The 21,280-nt window shown below is 67.0% G+C and carries 19 protein-coding genes; 7 read left to right on the forward strand and 12 right to left on the reverse strand.

The window, feature by feature from the left end:
- Positions 1-149 precede the first annotated feature (149 nt).
- From nrdE to A5775_RS02175, 4 genes are all read right to left on the reverse strand, one after another.
- The gene (nrdE, locus tag A5775_RS02160) at positions 150-2,315 is read right to left on the reverse strand and encodes a class 1b ribonucleoside-diphosphate reductase subunit alpha (RefSeq protein WP_082952847.1); all 2,166 of its coding nucleotides are present in this window, start codon (positions 2,313-2,315) and stop codon (positions 150-152) included.
- On the reverse strand, positions 2,285-2,737 hold the full coding sequence (gene nrdI / locus A5775_RS02165; RefSeq protein ID WP_067246706.1) for a class Ib ribonucleoside-diphosphate reductase assembly flavoprotein NrdI: 453 nt from the start codon (positions 2,735-2,737) through the stop codon (positions 2,285-2,287). The genes nrdE and nrdI overlap by 31 nt, the downstream gene beginning before the upstream one ends.
- Positions 2,738-2,769: 32 nt before the next feature.
- Positions 2,770-3,009 (reverse strand): redoxin NrdH, encoded by a 240-nt coding sequence (locus tag A5775_RS02170; protein WP_067246709.1) that lies wholly within the window; start codon positions 3,007-3,009, stop codon positions 2,770-2,772.
- Between the two features lie 527 nt (positions 3,010-3,536).
- Entirely contained in the window at positions 3,537-4,091 is a 555-nt protein-coding gene (locus A5775_RS02175; protein ID WP_369827760.1) for an NAD(P)H-dependent oxidoreductase, read from the reverse strand.
- Positions 4,092-4,183: 92 nt separating this feature from the next.
- On the opposite strand from A5775_RS02175, the gene A5775_RS02180 reads away from it, so the two are divergent.
- Together A5775_RS02180 and A5775_RS02185 are read left to right on the forward strand one after the other, a co-directional pair.
- Positions 4,184-4,798: a TetR/AcrR family transcriptional regulator gene (locus tag A5775_RS02180; RefSeq protein WP_067246716.1), complete on the forward strand. Its 615-nt coding sequence runs from the start codon at positions 4,184-4,186 to the stop codon at positions 4,796-4,798.
- Positions 4,799-4,806: 8 nt separating this feature from the next.
- Complete coding sequence (locus A5775_RS02185) at positions 4,807-5,850, forward strand: DNA polymerase IV (protein WP_067246719.1); 1,044 nt, start codon at positions 4,807-4,809, stop codon at positions 5,848-5,850.
- Here the strand turns inward: A5775_RS02185 and A5775_RS02190 are convergent.
- On the reverse strand, positions 5,785-6,735 hold the full coding sequence (locus tag A5775_RS02190; RefSeq protein WP_067246721.1) for an SDR family oxidoreductase: 951 nt from the start codon (positions 6,733-6,735) through the stop codon (positions 5,785-5,787). The genes A5775_RS02185 and A5775_RS02190 overlap by 66 nt on opposite strands.
- A gap of 36 nt (positions 6,736-6,771) precedes the next feature.
- Entirely contained in the window at positions 6,772-7,407 is a 636-nt protein-coding gene (locus tag A5775_RS02195) for a TetR/AcrR family transcriptional regulator (RefSeq protein WP_067246724.1), read from the reverse strand.
- A 115-nt stretch (positions 7,408-7,522) separates the two neighbouring features.
- On the opposite strand from A5775_RS02195, the gene A5775_RS02200 reads away from it, so the two are divergent.
- Positions 7,523-9,001 carry a cytochrome P450 gene (locus A5775_RS02200; RefSeq protein ID WP_067246727.1) on the forward strand — a complete coding sequence of 493 codons (1,479 nt, stop codon included), beginning with the start codon at positions 7,523-7,525 and terminating at the stop codon, positions 8,999-9,001.
- A 135-nt stretch (positions 9,002-9,136) separates the two neighbouring features.
- Here the strand turns inward: A5775_RS02200 and A5775_RS02205 are convergent, their stop codons facing one another.
- The gene (locus tag A5775_RS02205) at positions 9,137-9,631 is read right to left on the reverse strand and encodes a homocitrate synthase (RefSeq protein WP_067246731.1); all 495 of its coding nucleotides are present in this window, start codon (positions 9,629-9,631) and stop codon (positions 9,137-9,139) included.
- A gap of 841 nt (positions 9,632-10,472) precedes the next feature.
- Here A5775_RS02205 and A5775_RS02210 point away from each other — a divergent pair.
- Positions 10,473-10,676, forward strand: a complete 204-nt coding sequence (locus A5775_RS02210; RefSeq protein ID WP_067247216.1) for a hypothetical protein — start codon at positions 10,473-10,475, stop codon at positions 10,674-10,676.
- 48 nt (positions 10,677-10,724) lie between these two features.
- Here the strand turns inward: A5775_RS02210 and A5775_RS02215 are convergent, their stop codons facing one another.
- From A5775_RS02215 to A5775_RS02225, 3 genes are all read right to left on the reverse strand, one after another.
- Entirely contained in the window at positions 10,725-11,717 is a 993-nt protein-coding gene (locus A5775_RS02215) for a sensor histidine kinase (protein WP_067246734.1), read from the reverse strand.
- A 130-nt stretch (positions 11,718-11,847) separates the two neighbouring features.
- On the reverse strand, positions 11,848-13,302 hold the full coding sequence (locus tag A5775_RS02220) for a FadR/GntR family transcriptional regulator (RefSeq protein WP_067246737.1): 1,455 nt from the start codon (positions 13,300-13,302) through the stop codon (positions 11,848-11,850).
- Positions 13,303-13,324: 22 nt separating this feature from the next.
- The gene (locus A5775_RS02225; RefSeq protein WP_067246740.1) at positions 13,325-14,518 is read right to left on the reverse strand and encodes a thiolase family protein; all 1,194 of its coding nucleotides are present in this window, start codon (positions 14,516-14,518) and stop codon (positions 13,325-13,327) included.
- A gap of 63 nt (positions 14,519-14,581) precedes the next feature.
- Between A5775_RS02225 and A5775_RS02230 the strand changes: the two genes are divergently transcribed.
- Positions 14,582-14,917 (forward strand): Zn-ribbon domain-containing OB-fold protein, encoded by a 336-nt coding sequence (locus A5775_RS02230; protein WP_067246742.1) that lies wholly within the window; start codon positions 14,582-14,584, stop codon positions 14,915-14,917.
- A 17-nt stretch (positions 14,918-14,934) separates the two neighbouring features.
- Here A5775_RS02230 and A5775_RS02235 read toward each other — a convergent pair whose 3' ends face one another.
- Together A5775_RS02235 and A5775_RS02240 are read right to left on the reverse strand one after the other, a co-directional pair.
- Complete coding sequence (locus A5775_RS02235; protein WP_067246745.1) at positions 14,935-17,112, reverse strand: acyl-CoA dehydrogenase; 2,178 nt, start codon at positions 17,110-17,112, stop codon at positions 14,935-14,937.
- Positions 17,113-17,246: 134 nt separating this feature from the next.
- Entirely contained in the window at positions 17,247-18,014 is a 768-nt protein-coding gene (locus A5775_RS02240; RefSeq protein WP_067246748.1) for an SDR family NAD(P)-dependent oxidoreductase, read from the reverse strand.
- Positions 18,015-18,126: 112 nt separating this feature from the next.
- On the opposite strand from A5775_RS02240, the gene A5775_RS02245 reads away from it, so the two are divergent.
- A complete protein-coding gene (locus A5775_RS02245) occupies positions 18,127-19,668 on the forward strand; it encodes an ATP-dependent DNA ligase (protein WP_067246751.1) in 1,542 nt (513 codons plus the stop codon).
- 81 nt (positions 19,669-19,749) lie between these two features.
- Positions 19,750-21,276: an Hsp70 family protein gene (locus tag A5775_RS02250; protein ID WP_067246755.1), complete on the forward strand. Its 1,527-nt coding sequence runs from the start codon at positions 19,750-19,752 to the stop codon at positions 21,274-21,276.
- Positions 21,277-21,280: the final 4 nt, after the last annotated feature.

The following is a 21,280-nucleotide window of genomic DNA, read 5'->3' on the forward strand; positions in this document are numbered from 1 at the left end:
ACCAAGGCCCACGCCGCTTCTGGTACGACGACGAAACCATCGGGACGACGAGAAACATCGAGCCGCACCGGCCGTATGACTCGGGCAGCAGGTACCCGCGGGGAGGCGTTATCCCGTGATCAGCCTCGGCGATGCGAAGCCCGCGTGTCCTACAGCATGCAGGACACGCAGCCCTCGACCTCTGTTCCCTCCAACGCCATCTGACGCAGCCGGATGTAGTACAGCGTCTTGATTCCCTTGCGCCAGGCGTAGATCTGCGCCTTGTTCACCTCGCGGGTGGTCGCGGTGTCCTTGAAGAACAGCGTCAGCGACAGCCCCTGGTCGACGTGCTGGGTGGCCGCGGCGTAGGTGTCGATGATCTTCTCGTAGCCGATTTCGTAGGCGTCCTGGTAGTACTCCAGGTTGTCGTTGGTCATGTAGGGCGCCGGGTAGTAGACCCGGCCGATCTTGCCTTCTTTGCGGATCTCGACCTTGGACACGATCGGGTGGATCGATGACGTCGAGTGGTTGATGTAGGAGATCGACCCCGTCGGCGGCACCGCCTGCAGGTTCTGGTTGTAGATGCCGTGCGCCTGCACCGATTCCTTCAGCCGTTTCCAGTCGTCTTGCGTCGGGATGCGGATCTCCGCGTCCGCGAACAGCTGACGCACCTTGTCGGTCGCCGGCTCCCACGCCTGATCGGTGTACTTGTCGAAGAACTCACCTGAGGCGTACTTGGACTTCTCGAAACCCTTGAAGTGCGTGCCCCGTTCGATCGCGATGCGGTTGGAGGCCCGCAGCGCGTGATAGAGCACCGTGTAGAAGTAGATGTTGGTGAAGTCGACGCCCTCTTCGGAGCCGTAGAAGATGCTCTCGCGCGCCAGGTATCCGTGCAGGTTCATCTGCCCGAGGCCGATCGCGTGGGAATCGTTGTTGCCCTGCTCGATTGACGGCACCGAGGTGATGTGCGTCTGGTCGCTCACCGCGGTCAGCGCGCGGATCGCCACCTCGATCGTCTGGGCGAAGTCGGGTGAGTCCATCGCCTTGGCGATGTTCAGCGATCCCAGATTGCACGAAATGTCTTTGCCCACTTTGGCATAGGACAAGTCATCGTTGAACAGCGAGGGCGTCGACACCTGCAGGATCTCCGAGCACAGGTTCGAGTGGGTGATCTTGCCCTCGATCGGGTTGGCCCGGTTCACCGTGTCCTCGTACATGATGTACGGGTAGCCCGACTCGAATTGCAGCTCGGCCAGTGTCTGGAAGAACTCGCGCGCCTTGATCTTGGTCTTGCGGATGCGCGCGTCGTCGACCATCTCGTAGTACTTCTCGGTCACCGAGATGTCGGCGAACGGCACACCGTAGACGCGTTCCACGTCATACGGCGAGAACAGGTACATGTCCTCGTTCTTCTTGGCCAGCTCGAAGGTGATGTCCGGGATCACCACGCCCAGGCTCAGCGTCTTAATCCGGATCTTCTCGTCGGCGTTCTCCCGCTTGGTGTCCAGGAAGCGGTAGATGTCGGGGTGATGCGCGTGCAGATACACCGCACCGGCGCCCTGGCGCGCACCGAGCTGATTGGCGTAGGAGAAGGAGTCCTCGAGCAGCTTCATGATCGGGATGACACCCGAGGACTGGTTCTCGATGTTTTTGATCGGGGCACCGTGCTCACGAATGTTGGTCAGCAGCAATGCAACTCCCCCGCCGCGCTTGGACAGCTGCAGCGCGGAGTTGATCGAGCGCCCGATGGACTCCATGTTGTCCTCGATGCGCAGCAAAAAGCAGCTGACCGGCTCGCCGCGCTGCGCCTTGCCCGAGTTCAAAAAGGTGGGGGTGGCCGGCTGAAATCGGCCGTCGATGATCTCGTCGACCAGCTTTTCCGCCAGTCCGACGTCACCGGCGGCCAGGGTCAGCGCCACCATGACCACGCGGTCCTCGAAGCGCTCCAGGTAGCGCTTCCCGTCGAAGGTCTTCAGCGTGTAGGAGGTGTAGTACTTGAACGCGCCCAAAAACGTCGGGAAACGGAATTTCTTGGCGTAGGCGCGGTCCAGCAGGTCCTTGACGAAGTTGCGCGAGTACTGGTCGAGAACCTCACGCTCGTAATAGTTCTCGCGGATCAGGTAGTCGAGTTTCTCGTCCTGATTGTGGAAGAAGACGGTGTTCTGGTTGACGTGCTGCAGGAAGTACTGACGCGCGGCGAGCACATCCCGGTCGAACTGAATCTTGCCGTCCGCGTCGTACAGATTCAGCATCGCGTTCAGCGCGTGGTAATCCGTCTCATCGGGCAGCCCGTGGGCGCCGGTGATTACAGGCTCTGCAGCGACGGTTGTTGACACGTCTGTTCCTTCCAGAAATTGGCTAAGCCCGCACGGACGGCATCCACGTCGTCCTGGGTTCCCATGAGTTCGAAGCGGTAGAGGTACGGGACGGCGCACTTGCGCGAGATCACGTCGCCCGCGTAGGCGAATTCGGCGCCGAAGTTGTTGTTGCCCGCGGCGATGACGCCGCGGATCAACGAACGGTTGTGCTCATTGTTCAAAAAGGCGATGACCTGTTTGGGGACATAGCCCCCGGCGTCGAGGTCAGGAGTGGCCCGGCCGCCGCCGTAGGTCGGCAGCACCAGCACGTACGGCTGGGCCACCTCGATACGGCCGTGCAGCGGTATCCGCGTGGCGGGAATCCCCAGCTTCTCCACGAAGCGGTGGGTGTTCTCCGACACGGAGGAGAAATAGACCAGGTTGCGCCCCGTGGTGTCCATGGCGTCGCAACCTCCTTACCTAACGTCTTGCTTTACGCGCTGAGTTCCACCGCGGCGAGCGCCTTGATGCGATCGGGGCGAAAACCCGACCAGTGCTCGTTGCCCGCCACCACGACGGGAGCCTGCAGATAGCCCAGCGCCATCACGTAGTCACGCGCCTCGGAATCCAGCGTGATGTCGACCTTGTCGTAGACGATGCCCTGCTTGTCCAGCGCCTTGTAGGTGGCGCTGCACTGCACGCATGCCGGCTTGGTGTACACGGTGATGCTCATAGAATGCCGCTCCTTTGCGGAAGAGGGGGACCCAATGGACTGGCAACTACTTTTGGACTGCGTCTTTGCTAGGTTCAGCGATCCGGTAAGTCCCCGGATTCCCGTTGCGAGGCGATCAGCGTCGAAGACCTGTCTTCGACCACATCGCGCCGATTTCGGGGGGTTCACCGAGCCTGGCTGGCTTGGCGATCCTGGGATCCGCCGGTGCATCGAAACACTACACCTAGTGGCTGACGAGATGTCGAGATACAAGATGTTCTGAATAACATTTCTGAAATTCCCTGGTCGTAAGGCCTGTGTCCAACAAATTCAGCAACCCGCCCCGGCGTGTCGCAGATCACACGCCGAGGCGAAGGCGCCGCTATGTATCGGTATAGCAGCGGCCACCGACAAGGCCGGTTTTGCGCCGCTGACCGCGGCGGCCCGCCCGCAGCTAGCAAAGCCGCCAGACGACGCTGGCGGCTTCTGCTATTCGTTGGTGACAACCCCGCTGGTCGCCTCCCGCGCGGCTTGTCGACTTCCGCCAATCAGCCGGCTTCGGCGGCGAGCTTGCCCACCACATCGCGCACGTTCGCCGACAGCTCGGCATGCTCGGCGGGCGGCCTGCCTTCCAGCGTTGTGAACGGCACGGACAGCTTGATCGACTCGACCACCCGCGCACCGGCAATGCCGAAGGACTTGCGCGTGTCGTCGTGCGCCCACACCCCGCCGTACCGGCCGAACGATCCCCCGATGACGGCCAATGGCTTGCCCATCAGTGCGCCGTCACCGAACGGGCGCGACAGCCAGTCGATCGCGTTCTTGACGACCGCGGGGTAGCTGCCGTTGTACTCGGGAGTGACCACCAAGGCGGCATCGGCGTCGGTCGCCGCGGCGCGCAGCGCGGCCACCGCAGCCAGCGGCGGCGCGTCGGCGTTCATCGCGTAGTCGATCTCCTCGTTATAGAACGGCAGCTCGCCGAGCCCCTCGAAGACCGTGACGGTCACGCCGTCGGGGGCGACCGCCCTCGCCAACTCGGCGATCTGACGGTTGATCGACGCCGCCCGCAGGCTTCCCACTAACGCCAAGATGTTGATTGTCACTCGCGCGGTTTCCCTTCGGTCGTTGCTACACATCCTCCCATGTGCTAATCGGACTGTGGTCCGATTTATTCCGGCAGCGTTAAAGTGCAGGGATGAGCGACGTCGAGCGGTTGGATGATCTGCCCATGTGCGTCCCGCGACTGCCCGCACAGGAGCGCGGCGACGCCGTTCGTAACCGGGCGCTGCTGCTGGATGCGGCGCACCGCCTGGTCGCCGAGCGCGGGGCCGATGCCGTCACCATGGACGACGTCGCCGCGGCGGCCGGCGTCGGCAAGGGCACCGTGTTCCGCCGCTTCGGCAGCCGGGCCCGCCTGATGATGGTGCTGCTGGACGAGGACGAACGGGCCAGTCAGGAGGCGTTCCTGTTCGGGCCGCCGCCGCTGGGGCCCGATGCCCCGCCGCTGGATCGGCTGGTGGCCTTCGGGCGGGAACGGATGCGCTTCGCCCACACCCACCACGCGCTGCTCTCGGCGGCCAACCGCGACCCGCGGAGTCGTTACGGCCCGGCGGCCGCCGTCCTGTACCGGCACGTGCGCGTGCTGCTGGCCTCGGCGAACACCACCGGTGACCTCGATGCGCAGGCCGACGCCCTGCTGGCCTTGCTCGACACCGACTACGTCGAGCATCAACTGCACGACCGCGGTCACACCTTGCAGACATTGGGCGATGCGTGGGAAAGCCTGGCGCGCAAGCTCTGTGGGCGATGAACCCCGGTATGCCCGCGGCGGCGCCGGACTGGGTCCTGCACGTGGACCTCGACCAGTTCCTGGCCTCGGTCGAGTTGCGCCGCCGACCCGAACTGGCCGGGCTGCCCGTGATCGTCGGCGGCAGCGGCGATCCGAGCGAACCGCGCAAGGTCGTCACCTGCGCCTCCTATGAGGCCCGGGAGTTCGGTGTGCGGGCGGGCATGCCGCTACGCGCCGCCGCCCGCCGCTGCCCCGAGGCGACCTTCCTCCCCTCCGACCCTGCCGCCTACGACGCGGCGTCCGAGCAGGTGATGGGGGCGCTGCGGGACCTGGGCCACCCGGTGGAGGTGTGGGGCTGGGACGAGGCCTACGTCGCCGTCGCCGCGGTGGACCCCACCGAGGCGGCGCAGCAGATCCGCAGCGTCATCTCCTCGGAAACCGGGTTGTCCTGCTCGGTCGGGATCAGCGACAACAAGCAGCGCGCCAAGGTCGCCACCGGTTTCGCCAAGCCAGGCGGCATTTTCGTGCTCACCGATGCGAACTGGATGCCATTGATGGCCGACCGTCCCGTCGACGCGCTGTGGGGCGTGGGGCCCAAGACCGCGAAAAAGCTTGCGGATCTTGAGATTACGACGGTGCGACAGCTGGCCCACAGCGACGCGGAGTTGTTGACGGCCGCGTTCGGCGCGCGCACCGGGCTGTGGCTACTGCTGCTGGCCAAGGGCGGCGGCGACAGCCACGTCAGCGCCGAGCCATGGGTGCCACGCTCGCGCAGCCACGTCGTCACCTTTCCCCGCGACCTCACCAATCGCGCCGAGATGAACACGGCCGTAACGGATTTGGCCGAACAAGCGCTGAACGACGTGCTGGCCGAAGCGCGCGTGGTGACCCGGGTGGCGGTCACCGTACGAACCGCAACCTTTTACACCCGCACCAAGATTCGCAAACTCGATGCTCCCACCACCGATCGCGACGCGATCGTCGCCGCGGCCCTGCGCGTCCTGGATTTATTCGAGCTCGACCGGCCGGTCCGCCTGCTCGGGGTGCGGCTCGAGCTCGTCATGCCGGACTGACGGCGCCGGGGTCGGCGGCCCAGGCGGGCCGGGCCGCAGCGCGCGGGTGAAGATCACATTCACCTGGCGCATCGCGACGCTATAGGGCCACCACGCAAGCCTTTTGAAGGCGTACAGCGCCCGGATATCGGCCGACGTGTAGATCAGGTACCGGTTCTTTGCCACCCCGGCCAGGATCTTCTCGGCGGCCTTCTCCGGCGACACGGCGTGGCCGGCGAATCGCCGTATCCACCGGGCGACGCTGGGGTCCTCGCGGTCCACACCGGCGATCTCCACGGTGCCTACCAGCGGGGTGTTCACCGCGCCCGGCACCACGACCGACACCCCGATGCGGTGCCGGGCCAGGTCGAAGCGCAGCACCTCCGAGACGCCGCGCAACCCGTACTTGCTGGCGCTGTAGGCGGCATGCCAGGGCAGGGCGACCAGCCCGGCCGCCGAGGACACGTTGACCAGATGGCCGCCCCGCTTGGCGGCCACCATCGGCGGCACGAAGGTCTCGATGACGTGGATCGGACCCATCAAATTGATGGCGATCATCTTGCTCCACTGCTCGTGGCTCAGCCGGTCGACGGTGCCCCAGGCCGATACGCCGGCGATGTTGAGCACCAGATCCATGGCCGGATGCGCGGCGTGGATGTCGGCGGCGAACGCTGCCACCTGGTCGTAATCGGCGATATCCAGCGACCGATGCTCGGGGACCTGCGCGCCCAGGGCGCGTGCGTCGGCCACGGTCAGTTCCAGACCGTCGGAGTCGCGGTCGGTCAGATAGAGCTCGGCGCCGTGCGCGGCGAGCCGCAACGCCGTGGCGCGGCCGATGCCGCTGGCCGCGCCGGTGACAAAGCACCGCTTTCCCGCGTAATACCGCCCGGATGCCTTCTTCGCCATGGCGGTGACGATACCGCCGGTACCGCCAGCCCGGCCCTAGGGACGGCCGGCCCAGAGCGCGTGCAGCCACAACTGCTCGAGCACGCGCACCCGCCGGTCCCGATCGCTGTCGGATCCGGTCAGGACCGGGTCGCCGGTCAACACCAGCGCGGTGGTCCCGGTCAGGGTGCGGATCAGCGTCGGAAGGTCGTCGCTGATCGGACGGGCGGTACCCGCCTTCATCTCGGCCTCGACGATGGCGACGATCTGCGCCAGCACCACGTCGAACTGCTGGTCGAGCAGATCGCGGATCTCGACGTCGGTGTGGCGGGCCTCGTTGCAGGCGGTCACCACGGGATCGTTGTGCTCGTAGACGGCCGCCGCGCTGCCCACCATCCGCTTGGCGAACTGTTCGGGTGACTCGCCGGGCTGGCGTGGCGCGAAATACTGCGTGAGTTCTTCGAGCTCTTCGGTGGCCTCGGCCATCAGCTGTGCCAGCACCGCGTACTTGGAGTCGAAATAGAAGTAGAAGCCCGACCGGGCGACGCCGGCCCTCAGGCTGATGGTGCTGACCGACAATTCGGCGAACGGCTTTTCCTGCAGCAGTTCGCGCACCGCCTGCAAGATCGCCTGGCGTTGCTTGTCGCCACGCCGTCGTGCGCCCGGCTCCGGATTGGCGGGGTCGCTGGTCACTCCCTGACCTTGCACCACGCCACGCAAAAAGCAAACTTGACAGCCGTCAAGTTTTTCAGCGAAGGTTATAAATCAGTGACTGCTGTCACCTGAGAGGGCACGCAAAGGAGCGTCTATGACCGCCACCATCAGCACCCCGCAGTACCTGCTGGACCAGGCGCGGCGCCGGTTCACCCCGACGCTGAACACCATCCCGGGCATGGGGGCGGTCGAGAAGCGCCTGCTCGCCCACGAATGGGAGACGAAAGTCCTGGCAGAACCACCCGCCGGCAGCGAACTGAAGCCTGTGATGGGCGACGCCGGGCTCCCGATCCTCGGGCACATCATCGAACTGTTCCGCGGCGGCCCGGACTACGCGTTGTATCTCTACCGGAACAAGGGTCCGCTGATCTACCTGGATTCGCCGATCATGCCGGCCGTCACGGCGCTGGGGCCCGACGCCACCCAGGCCGTCTTCTCCAACCGCAACAAGGACTTCTCGCAGAAGGGCTGGCACCCGGTGATCGGGCCGTTCTTCAACCGCGGCCTGATGATGCTGGACTTCGACGAGCACATGTACCACCGGCGCATCATGCAGGAGGCGTTCACCCGTAGCCGCCTGACCGGCTACGTCGAGCACATCGATCGCGTGGCGACCGACATCGTCGCCAACTGGCCGACCAACGATGCGCGGTTCCTGTTCCACCCGGCGATGAAGGAACTCACCCTCGACGTCGCGTCCTTGGTGTTCATGGGGCACGAGCCGGGGTCCGACCACGACTTGGTCACCAAGGTCAACCAGGCGTTCACGACGACAACGCGCGCGGGCGGCGCGATCATCCGGCAGCCGATTCCGCCGTTCAAGTGGTGGCGCGGCCTGCGCGCCCGCCAGCTGCTCGAGGACTACTTCAATGAGCGGGTCAAGGAGCGCCGCACCGCGACCGGCACCGACATGCTCACGGTGCTGTGCCACACCGAGGACGACGACGGCAACAGCTTCACCGACGAGGACATCGTCAACCACATGATCTTTTTGATGATGGCCGCCCACGACACCTCCACCTCGACGACGACCACGATGGTCTACAACATGGCCGCCAACCCCGAGTGGCAGGAGCGGGCGCGCGAGGAGTCGGCCCGGCTCGGCGACGGGCCGCTGGACATCGAGTCGCTGGAGAAGCTGGAAACGCTCGAACTGATCATGAACGAATCGTTGCGCATGGTGACGCCGCTGCCGTTCAACATGCGGATGGCGGTGCGCGACACCGAGCTGCTGGGCCACTACATTCCGGCCGGAACCAACATCACCATCTGGCCCGGCATGAACCACCGGCTGCCCGAATTGTGGACGGAGCCAGATAAATTCGACCCGGAGCGGTTCGCCGAACCGCGCTCGGAGCACAAGAATCACCGGTACGCGTTCGCGCCGTTCGGCGGTGGTGCGCACAAGTGCATCGGCATGGTGTTCGGTCAGCTGGAAGTCAAGACCGTGGTGCACCGGCTGCTGCGCCGCTACCGCATCGAGCTGGCCCGGCCCGGCTACCAGCCGCGGTGGGACTACGGCGGCATGCCGATTCCGATGGACGGCATGCCGATCGTGCTGCGTCCGCTCTGAGCGTCCTCGACGGCGTGTCACCTTCGCCGCCGTCGCGGTAGAAGCCGAGTTTCGTTTGTGCTACCAGCGGCGCTAGCACAAACGAAACTCACCTCTGGGTTGGCGAGAGTGGTCCGGTGAAAGCTACGCCCGGCATCACTCGGCAACGATCAGCCGGTTGGCGCAGGTGACGACCGCGCGCAGCGCCGACTGCGTCGGATCGTCCGAGAGGCCCATCGCCCACTCGGCGCGGGACCCGTTGCTACCGCGAACGAAAGTGGCTGTGCCGGTTGGCGATCGCATCTGATGGAAGCCCACGATCTCGACGGTGATCCCGCGCTCGTGCAGCATCGCGGTCAGGGCCGCGATCGGCCCGCCCGCGGCCGCGGTCGCGGTGCCGATGCGGTCGCCCAGGGCGATCACCGCCTGGAAGTTGCGGGCCTGCGGGCCTAGTCGCACCGCGTCGGCGCACTCCCATTGCCCTAGCCGCAGCGGCCCGGTGCTGCGCCCGTAAGTCGCGACGAAGGTCTCCCAGGTCATGGCGTCGGCCTGCTCCCGCAGCCCGCGGGGCAACGAGACGCCGAAACGATCGCAAAACCACACGTTGGCCGGGTCGAGATGTTGGAGCTGATTTCGCTCGGGAAAAGTCATGGTGCCGGTCTTCTCTGGTCAGCTGGTGCGACCGACGGCAGTAGCTTCCGACCCACAGCGGGGGGTCGGTCAGGATCAGACCCCGCTGCGGGTGCTGGCTACTACAAAACGCGCGAGAAGACGCATGGGCCTTGACATTAGACCCCTGCGCGCCGCGCCTGCAACCCGCTGAGCCGCCCAAACGGACCGTACAAAAACATATAGAAAATAATACGAAAAGTTTGGTTTGGTGGCGGTTGACAGGGGGTACGAAGCCCGGTAACAGTCATTAGACGACTGTTGAACACTACCCCTCATCGAAAGGCACGATCATGAAGTCAACGGGGACTCGGAGCACCCTCAAAGCTGTTGCAGCGGCCATCGGGCTGGCCGCGGCTCTGCTCGGACTAACGGGATGCGCCCCGACCACCAGCACGACGGGCTGCGAGGGAGTCGTTGACTGCCTGCTCTGACGCATCACGAAAGGTAACCTGCGGGGACCGCCGCGTGAGGTGGTTCTCAGTAAGGCGCCTGAAATATCCGGTCGATCCGAATAACGGATCGAATCGAGACCGCGTTTCTCGCAGTCTAGTTTACGGTATTGCGTCGTATTAATGGTATTTAATAGGCGCGAGGCTTGAGCTTAGACGTTTAGGGTTTAGCGACGTCACAAGCGCGAAGTCTTCTTACAGTCTGCTCTCAATGATGTTGCTGCGGAAGTGAATTGACTGCCCGTGCTGGCTCAAGCGTATTCCAGAGAAATTTCCAAATAGGACTTTACATGTGTTGAATAGTCGTTATAACATCCGCATTACAGCGCGTTGCACACGCAGGGTATAAGTCCGGAATGAAAGGCGCGATTATGAATTCATTGAAGGCGAAGAAAACCCTTAAAACCGCCACCGCAGCCACGGGACTTGCCGCGGTATTGCTCCTGCCCACGGGATGCACGATGACCCCGGCCGACGCGCCCGCCAGCGGCGGCACTCTTGGTGGCACCGTCGGCGGCGTGGTGGGCGGCGTGATCGGCGACGTCGGCGGAATTATCGGCGGGGTGCTCCCGTAACCGAATACCACAAGCGACCCGCCGGATCCCCTCGCGGCGGGTCGCTTGTCACCCCGCCGGACTGACCGCCGGCTCGAACCGCAGATACGCCTGAATCGTCGTGCCGGTCCTGGTGGTGTGCGTGCGCACCAGGTCCGAAATGGCATTGACCAAATACAGGCCGCGGCTAGCGGGGCCGCACGGGCCCGGGTCAAGGCGGCCCACCAGCGGGTCGTCGAACTGTCCCGTATCCCGTGCCTCGCACACCAGATGCCCGTCGTCCTTCCAGAAGGCCAACCGGCAGGCGCCCCCGGTGTACATCAGGCTGTTGCTGGCCAACTCGGTGGCGACCAACTGCAGATCCTCAATGGTCTCCTCGGAGAGCCCCATCCAGCCCGCATAGTCGACGGCGAAAGAGCGCGCGGGCCGGAGGTCCGCCGACTTCCTGACCATGTACGTGACGGCACCGGGACCAGCGGCCAACGGTTGGTTGCACCGCTGCAGGACTTCATGCGGCGCGTAGTCCGGGCTGCGCTGCAGCGCACCGCGTTTCCACAGCAGCGGGTGTGTCGCGCGCACGTCCACCAGCACCTCGTCGTCGATCACGCTCGCGTCGTAGAGGCACAGGCTTGTCGCCGGGTACCCGTCCATCGCCGTGTTGACCAGCGCTTCGTGCTCGATGCAGGCGACGAACTCCTCGTCGGTGCGGCCGGGCCAGGCGAGTTGGCTGACGATGCGCACCCGCCGATCCGGGTGCTGGTCGATGAACGCGCCCTGCATCGCCATGAACCGGCTCGGGTTCCGGGCGACTTCGGTGATGTCCGTTATGTGCACATCGGCGGGCACCGCGCCGCCGGCGTACAGCTCGCCGTGCAACAGGGCCAGCGTCTCGGGCGGCACCGCGAGCAAGACCGCCTCGCCTGACGCCACACCATCGCCGACGAAGCGGCCCACCAAGTCCAAAAACTCCTGCTGAGAGTGATAAATCAGTGCGGAGTGGACGAAACCGTATTGTCTGGTTTCGGTATCCGCCGTCACTTCAGCGCTCTCGCTTTCGATCACTTACGCCAACCCCCTGCTGGATCGGCTGTCGCCTATCCCCCCTACCAGTACCCCGGACGGGCCTTCCTTATGCGGCGCAACAGATCACATTTGGGCACACGGGGCGGGCGGGACACTCCGATTCGCGCGGCTAGAGCCACCAGGAGGCGGCGGCATCAAGGTGACGGCGGAGGCGATAGCAGGCGACGCTCTCGTCGGCGGCCTCGACCGCCTCGACAATCCGCAGGTGAGCGTGGTGGACGGCCAGCACGTCCGACCAGGTCGGTAGCGCCTGACCCGTACTCGACCAGTGCCGGCGGAACAGCTCGACGATGATCCGCAGGAACAGATCCAGCAGCGCGTTGCCGGCCAGCTGCGCCAACCCGACGTGGAAATCGAACTCCTCGGCGATGGCCTGCCGCACGTCGTCGGGCGTGTGTTGCGCGTTTTCCGGCAATCCGGGCCGACGCGCGGCAAGGAATGCCGCCACGTCGGGCTCGCCGAGCCGCTTGACGACCTTGGTGACATTGTCGATCTCGATGGCGTCGCGGACGCACCGCAAGTCTTCGCGGCTCGGGTCGCGGTACTGGAGGTACAGGGCGATCGTGTCGATGCTGGCCTGGGCCGCGGGTTGGGCGATGACGAGTCCGCCGCCGGGTCCGCGGCGCATGTGGGCGATCGAGTGGTATTCGAGCAGGCGCACCGCCTCGCGCAACACCGCGCGGCTCACTCGGTAGCGCTCCAGCAGGGCCGTCTCGGTGCCGAAGACCGCCCCCACGTGCCAGCCACTGGCGGCGATGTCGTCGCCGATGGTGACGGCCAGCATCTCGGCCAGTTTGCCCCGCGGGGCATCGACATCGAGCCGGCGCCGCCGCGTGCGCCGGCTCTTGTCGCCGGGATGATGCTGCTGCAGCCAGCCCGTCACCGCCTCCACGTGTCGCTCGGACAGCGTCTTGGCGCGCGCCGAATCACCGGCCGTGACCGCCGCGACGATCTTGGAGTGGTGCGCGTGCAGGTGGTCGACCGCCTCGATGGCCTCGGTCGCCGAATCCGTTCGCGACGCCAAGGCGTAGCGCGTGGTGAGCCGCATCAGGACATCGATAAACAATTGCAGCACCGGGTTTTTCGATTGCTCAGCCAGCGCGATGTGGAATTCGTCGCGTGGGGCCGGCAAGCCCGGCTTCCACTGTTCCTCGGCGTGCAACACCGCCCGCAGCCGCGCGATGCCGGCTTCGTCGATGCGCTCGGCGGCCAGCGAGGCCGCCAACGGCTCGAGCACCAGGCGCGCGTTGAGCAGATCGCCCAGCGTCGTGCCCAGGTATTCGAGATAGATGACGACGGCGCGGGTGGCGGGCCCGGCGTCGGGCTCACAGATATACAGGCCACCGCCCCGGCCGCGGCGCATCCGGGCCACCTGGTGGTGCTCGACCAAGCGAACGGCCTCGCGCAGCACCGATCGGCTCACGCCGAAGCGCTGTTGCAGGGCGAGTTCGGATCCCAGCGATTCGCCGACGGCCCAGCCGCGGCGGACGATGTCCGCCTCGATGTCCCGGGCGAGTATCGACGCCAGTTTGTCCGGGTGGCCGGCTTTCGGCTCCTCACTCATTCGAGCTCAATCACCTGCTGGCTCAACAGGTGAGCAGCATGCACCCCGCGACGGGCCCACCGCCGACGGAAACCACGCCGACCTCCGGGCGGCGCGAAACCTGCCGCTCTCCCGCGTCGCCCCGCAACTGCAGGCACCCTTCGTGCAACGCCCAGTAGCCGTGCATGCGCCCCGCCGAGAGCTGCCCGCCGTAGGTGTTCAGCGGCAGCTTCCCGTCGCGCGCGATTCGCTCGCCGCCGTCGACGAAGGGCCCGGCCTCGCCGTCGCCGCACACCCCGAGGGCTTCCAGCCACGCCAGCGTGAGATACGTGAATCCGTCGTACAACTGGGCAACGTCGAGATCGGCCGGCCGCAACTGGGTCCGCGACCACATCTGCGCCGCGGCATCCGACATCGCCATCTTCGGGTAGTCGTCGCGGTGAAACCAGCCGCCGGCGCCGTCGGACCCGCCGATCGCCTCCACCTTCACCGCCCGGTGCGGACAGTCGGCGGCGTACTGCGCATGGGACACCACCACCGCGATCGAGCCGTCGATCGGGACGTCGCAGTCCAGCAGCCCCAGCGGCGTGGATACCAGCCGCGCGCCCAGGTAGTCGGCCATCGTCATCGGGTCGCGGTACACCGCACGGGAATTCAACGCGGCGTTGCGCCTGCCGTTCAGCGCCACCCACCCCAGCTGCTCTTTGGTGGTCCCGTACAACTCCATGTGGCGACGGCAGTTGAGCGCCAGCCAGTTCGCGGCGGAATACGCATGGGCCGCAACGAGATCGTTGACGTCGTCCATCGCGCCGACGGCGGGCCTCGGCTCGCCTTCGGGTGTCTCGAACATCCGCGCCAGCGGTGGCGCGGGAGCGTTGTCTTCCTGCTTGACGGGGACGGTGCCGCCGAGCATCTGAATCGTCCGGTACACCACCACATGCCGGGCTCGGCGTTCGGCGACCGCTCGACATGCCGACATCACCGGCGACAGCAGTCCGCCGGTGCCGAACCCGGACCCGCAATCCGCGGCGTCGATGCGCAGTTGGGCGTTGACGTCTGCGGCGGGTGTGTCACCCAGCGTGGCGATGCCGTCGATGTCGGCCGCGGTCAGTCCCGCGTCCTCGATGGCGCCGCGCACCGCCTCCATCGTCAGCTCCAGGCCCGGAATCCCGGTGCGACGGCCGATCCGTGAGATCCCGATGCCGGACAAGATCGCGTCTTTTTCGAAATGCGTCATGCACACCGCCCGTCAGACCACACCGTCGTCGCGCCGAATCCAATTGAGTGTACTGTATTCGTCGTGTCAGACGGGCCGCTGCTCATCGAGTACTGCGACAAGTGCGCGCGCTGGGTGCATCCGGCCAGCGGCGAATGCCGCGAGTGCGGGGGCTCGCTGGTCGCGCGAGAGGTTTCCGGGCGGGGCACGGTGTTCACCTACACCGTCAACCACCACCCGTACAACCCGGAGATCCCCACCCCCTACGTCATCGCCATCGTCGAACTCGCCGAACAGAGCGGCCTGCGGGTGGCGGCCAATATCGTTGACTGCGAACCTGATTCGGTGACGTGCGGGATGCCGGTCGCACTCCGCCCGCGGCGGGGCAGCGCCGGTGCCGCGCAGTTCGCGCCGGCCTGATCGGCGCGGGTCCCGAACTAGTTGATCAGCGGGTCACGCGGCATGCCGAGGATCCGCTCGGCGATCTGATTGCGCGTCACCTCCGAGGTGCCACCGGCGATCGCCATGCCGCGCGCCCCCATCATCAGCCGGCCCGCCAGGGCGCCGGGGCCGTCCAGCAGTGCGACCTCGGGGCCCAGCAGCGCCGTCATGATCGCGCCGCCTTCCACCATGTGCTCGGCCAGCCTCAGCTTGGTGACGTTGCCCTCGGGGCCGGGGCCCGCTCCCTCGACGCTGCGCGCGGCGCGCCGCAGGTTCAGCAGGCGCAGTGCGGTCTCACCGGCGAGATAGGTCCCGACCCGAACGTGCCCGCCCGCCAATCGATCCGGTCGTTGCAGGGTCAGCTGCACCAGTTGCGCGGCCAGGCCTTCGTAGAACGACCCGCTGCCGCCGATGCTGACCCGCTCGTTGCCCAGCGTTGCGCGGGCGACCGTCCAGCCGGAGTTGGGCGTTCCGACGACGTCTTCGTCGGGCACGAACAGGTCGTTGAAGAAGACCTCGTTGAAGTCCGAACCGCCGGTGATCTGCCGCAGCGGCCGCACCTCGACCTCGGGCGCCTTCATGTCGACGATCACCGTGGTGATGCCGGCGTGCTTGGGGGCGTCGGGGTCGGTGCGCACGGTGGCCAGGCCACGCGCGCAGTAGTGTGCACCGCTGGTCCACACCTTCTGGCCGTTGATCTTCCAGCCACCGTCCACCCGGGTGGCACGCGTCTTGATGGACGCCGCGTCCGAGCCGGCGTCGGGCTCGGAGAACAGCTGGCACCAGATCTCGTCCTTACGCAGTGCCTTCTCGACGAATCGTTCGATCTGCCAAGGCGTTCCGTGCTGGATGAGGGTCAGGATGACCCAGCCGGTGATTCCGTAGTCGGGCCGCTTGATACCGGCGGCCCGGAACTCCTCCTCGATCACCAGCTGTTCGACGGCGTCGGCCGCACGCCCCCAGGGCTTGGGCCAGTGCGGCATCACGTAGCCGGTCTCGATCAGCTTGTCGCGCTGGGCGTCCTTGTCCAGGGCGGCGATCTCGGTGGCGTCGGCGCGGACGCTGGTGCGCAGTTCCTCGGCTTCGGGCGGCAGGTCGAGGCTGTTTTCGCGGACGGCGCCGGCGGCGGTGCGCTCGAAGACATCGGCGGCCGGCGCGTCACCGCCGAACAGCGCCGTCGTCACCACCGCACGGCGCAGGTGCAGATGCGCGTCGTGTTCCCAGGTGAAGCCGATGCCGCCGTGCACCTGAATGTTGAGTTCGGCGTTGCGGACGTAGGCCGGAAACGCCAGCGCCGCGGCCACCGCGGCGATCAGCCGGAATTGCGCCTCGTCCTTTGAGGTGTCCTCGCCGGCCGCGCGTGCGGCGTCCCAGACGGCGGCGATCCCGGACTCCGCGCCGACGAGCATGTTCGCGCAGTGATGCTTGACCGCTTGGAATGTGGCGATGGTGCGCCCGAATTGCTGACGCACCTTGGCGTAGTCGACGGCCGCGTCGACGCAGTCCGACGCACCGCCCACCGCCTCGGCGGCCAGCAAGGTGCGGGCCCGGGCGAGTGCCGATTGCCGCGCCCCCGGCAAGACGTCGTCGTCGGACACCGACACGTTCTGCAGCCGAACACGTCCGGATCGCCGTGTCGGGTCGAAGTTTTCCGGCACCTCGACCGAGACGCCCTCGCGGTCGCGCTCGAGCACCAGCACGTCGTCGCCCGCGGCGATCAGCAGCAGCTCGGCAAGCCCGGCACCCAACACGATTCCGGCCTCGCCGTCGGCGACACCGTTGTCGATCCGCACCTGGCTGTCCAGGCCGATGCCCGCGGTGACGGTTCCGTCGACCAGCCCGGGTAGCAGCCGCGACTTCTGTTCGGCCGCACCGTCTTTGGCGATCACCGCGGAAGCGATCACGGTCGGCACGAACGGTCCCGGCGCCACTGCGCGACCGAGTTCTTCGATCACCACCACGAGTTCGGGCAGCCCGAAGCCCGAGCCGCCGTACTCTTCGTCGACGTGCAGGCCGAGCCAGCCCAACTCGACCATGTTCTGCCAGAATCCGGGCCGGGGCTCGTCGGTGGCATCGAGCAGCGATCGCGCCGCCCAGCGCGCCTTCTGCGCGGTCAAGAACCCGCGAGCCACCTCGGCGAGTTCACGATGGTCGTCGGTTATTGCGATACCCATGAGGGCCCTCCTCGCGCCGCATGCCAGCCAGGTGTGATCGCCCCAGAAGCTGGGTGCCTGCCCCGCTTCGAGGGGAAGCGGGGCGGCTGCCTAAAGAGTGTACTTAATGCGGGGAGGGCGCTGGCGGGGGGCGTCTACTTGGGCGCGAACCGCTGCCCGGCGTCCAGTCGCAGGCATTGGCCGTTGAGCATCGGGTTGTCCACGATGGCGGCGACCAGCTTGGCGTACTCCTCGGGGCGGCCCAGCCGCTTCGGGAAGGCCGCGTCCTTGGTCAGCGCCGCTGCGAATTCGTCGGGGATGCCCTGGGTCAGACCCGTCGCGAAGAGGCTGGGCGCGATCCCCAGCACCCTGATACCCACCGAGCCCAGGTCGCGGGCCATGGTCAGGCACATGCCGGCGATCCCCGCCTTGGCGGCGGTGTAGGCGACCTGCCCGATTTGGCCCTCGAAGGCCGCGATCGACGCGGTGTTGATGATGACGCCGCGCTCCCCGGTGTCGGGGTCTTCGGGCTCGTTCTTCGCCATGTGCGCGGCGGCCAGCCGGCTGATGTTGAAGGTGGCGATCAGGTTGAGGTCGATCACGGACTGGAAGGATTCGAGGTCGTGCGGCCCGGACTTGGTCAGCGTCCGCTTGGCGATACCGCCACCGGCGGTGGTGATCACGACATGCAGCCCGCCGAGTTTGTCGACCGCGGCCTGCAGGGTCTCCTCGGTACCGGTGAAGTCGGTGACGTCGACGGGGTAGAAGGTCCCGCCGATGCCCTCGGCAACCGTCTTACCGTCGGAGCCTTCGCGGTCGAGCACCGCGACATCCGCGCCGCGTTCGTGCAGCAGCTCGGCGCTGGCACGACCCATTCCCGACGCGCCGCCGATAACGACGACCTTCTTGCCGTTGATCTCCATCCGGACCTCCCATTTGTAGCTTGTCAGAATCCATGCAATCTGTAACGTTACGTAGGCACGCTAGCGTGTCGGCTCCGGACGCCTGTCACCGAGCCATGCCAAGCTGGCAACCGTGCTCCTCCTCGACGTGGCAACGGCGTCAGCCGACGTCGGAAGCACGTCCTCGCGGCTGCGGAAAGTCGCCCACATCGCCGACCTGCTGGCGCGGGCCGCACCCGATGCCGCCCTGGTCACGATCATCGTGTCCTGGCTTTCCGGCGAGCTGCGGCAACGTCAAATCGGTGTCGGGTGGGCGGCGTTGCGCTCCCGCCCGCCGCCGGCCTCGGACGCCACGCTGACCGTCGCCGGCGTCGACGCCACCTTCTCCGAGATCCGCGCCGTGTCCGGCAAAGGCGCTCAGGCTCGCCGCGCCGCGCTGCTGGCCACGTTGTTCGCCGCCGCCACCGAAACCGAGCAGACCTTTCTGCTGCGGTTGCTCGGCGGCGAACTGCGCCAGGGCGCGCTGGCCGGGATCATGTCCGACGCCGTGGCCAAGGCCGCCGGGATCCCCGCCGCCGCGGTGCAGCGCGCCGCGATGCTGGGCGGGGACCTGCCCGCGGTGGCGGCGGCCGCCTTGTCCGGCCCCTTGTCGGGTTCCGTGGCCGCTCTGGACGCCTTCACCCTGCGGGTCGGCCGGCCGGTCGGCCCGATGCTGGCGCAGAGCGCGACGAGTGTGGCCGACGCGATCGAACGCCACGGCGGCCCAACACTTTTCGAAGCCAAGCTGGACGGGGCGCGCGTGCAGATTCACCGCGCCGGCGACGAGGTCACCGTCTACACCCGAAGCCTCGACGATGTCACCGCCCGGCTGCCCGAAGTCGTGGAGGCGACGCTGGCACTGCCCGTGGACGGCCTCATCGCCGACGGCGAGGCGATCGCGCTGCGGCCGGATCACCGGCCCCACCGCTTCCAGGTCACCGCCTCCCGGTTCGGCCGCTCGGTTGACGTCGCCGCAGCCGTTGCCGCGCAGCGGCTTTCGGTGTTCTTCTTCGACATCCTGCACCGCGACGGCGTCGACCTGCTGGACGCGCCGACCACCGACCGGCTGGCCGCCCTGGACGCGCTGGTGCCGCCCGCGCAGCGGGTCGACCGGCTGCTCACCGCCGACCCCGGACAAGCGGGCGCCTTCCTGGACGCGACGCTGGCCGCCGGCCACGAGGGCGTGATGGCGAAGGCGCCGGACGCGCCGTATCAGGCGGGTCGCCGCGGGGCGGGCTGGCTGAAGGTCAAGCCCGTGCACACGCTGGACCTGGTGGTGCTCGCCGTGGAGTGGGGATCGGGACGGCGCCGCGGCAAACTCTCCAATATCCATCTGGGCGCGCGCGAGGAGGCCTCCGGCGAATTCATCATGGTGGGAAAGACTTTCAAGGGCATGACCGACGCCATGCTGGACTGGCAGACTGCCCGGTTCAGCGAACTGGCGATAGGCGGGACGGACGGTCACGTCGTGCGCGTGCGCCCCGAACAGGTGGTCGAGGTGGCCCTGGACGGCGTGCAGAGGTCATCGCGCTACCCCGGCGGCGTCGCGCTGCGGTTCGCCCGCGTCGTGCGGTACCGCGACGACAAGAGGCCCGCCGAGGCCGACACGATCGAGGCCGTGCGCGCGCTGTACTGAACGAAGCTTTCCGAACAGGCGCTGGACGCGCCGGGCGAAAAGGTCGTGCCCAAGCCCGCGACGCGGCCCTAAGCTTGCGCGATGAGAGTCGGCATCGACTTTGGCACCACCCACACCGTCGTTGCGGCCGTCGACCGGGGCAACTATCCCGTCGTCTCCTTCGACGGCGTGGACGCGTGGCCGTCGATCATCGCGGCCAATGCCGCCGGGGAGTTGCGCTTCGGCGCCGACGCCGCCGCCGTCCGGCACGACTCCGGGTGGTCGGTGCTGCGCTCGTTCAAACGTCTGCTCAACGACGCCGGGCCGCAGACCCAGGTCAACCTGGCCGGCCGTGACTACCGCCTCGCCGATCTCCTCACCGGCTTCTTGGCCCAGCTGAGAACCGACCTGCAGCGCCACTCCAACGCCACCCTGGCCTCCGGCGAACCGATCGAGGCCGCGATCAGCGTGCCGGCCAACGCCTCGAGCGCCCAGCGCCTGCTCACCCTGGACGCCTACGTGGCCGCGGGCTTCCGCGTCGTCGCCCTGCTCAACGAGCCGTCCGCGGCCAGCCTGGAATACGCCCACCGGTACCGCTCCACCATCACCGCCAAACGCGAGCACGTCCTCATCTACGACCTGGGCGGGGGCACCTTCGACGCCTCGCTGCTGAAGATGACCGGGCACGCCAACGAGGTCGTCGTCAGTGAGGGCATCCAGCGCCTCGGTGGCGACGACTTCGACGAGGCGATCGTCGACCTCGTGCTGGCCGGCGTGGGCGTGCCCGACATCGATTCCGCCACACGCGATTTGCTGGCCGAGGAATGCGCCGCCCGCAAGGAGGCCGTCGGGCCCCAGACGCGCCGCTTCCTGGTGGACCTCTCCCCCGTCGACCGGCCCCCGTACTCCTGCCCCATCGACGACGTCTACGCGGCGTGTGCGCCGCTGGTCGATCAGACGATGGAGTTGCTCGACCGGGTCCTGCGCGACCCGGCGCGCGGCCGCGAGGAGGTGGACCTCTCGGAGGTCGCGGGCATCTACGTCGTCGGCGGCGCCGGCGGTTTCCCACTGGTGACGCGGATGCTGCGCGGCGCCTTCGGCGACAAGCGCGTCAAACGCTCACCGCACCCGTTCGCCGCCACGGCCATCGGTCTCGCCGTCTTCCTGGACAAGGAATCGGGTTTCGCGCTGTCCGAACGCTTTTCGAGAAATTTCGGTGTCTTCCGGGAGGCCGAAGCGGGCGCCGGCGTCGTCTTCGACCCGATCGTGTGCAAGGACGTCTCCCTCCCGGACGACGGGCGATCCCCGCTGGTGGTGAAGCGGAGATATCGCGCCGCGCACAACATCGGGCACTTCCGGTTCGTGGAATGCAGCCGCCTGGTCGACGGGCACCCCGACGGCGACGTCACGCCGTATGACCCGGTGCTGTTTCCGTTCGACCCGGCCCTGTACGACCGGGAGGACCTCGGGCGTCAGCCCGTCGGCCGCTGGGAGGAGGGGCACGACGGACCCGATGTCGAGGAGCGCTATGTCATCGCCCCCGGCGGGGCGGTGGAAGTGACCCTGACGACGCAGCCGGCCGGGTTCGAACGCACCTTCCGCCTTCAGCGGTGCGCGTCGGCGAGTTGATGGG

Source organism: Mycobacterium sp. 852002-10029_SCH5224772 (genome assembly GCF_001667315.1).
Lineage (GTDB): Bacteria > Actinomycetota > Actinomycetes > Mycobacteriales > Mycobacteriaceae > Mycobacterium.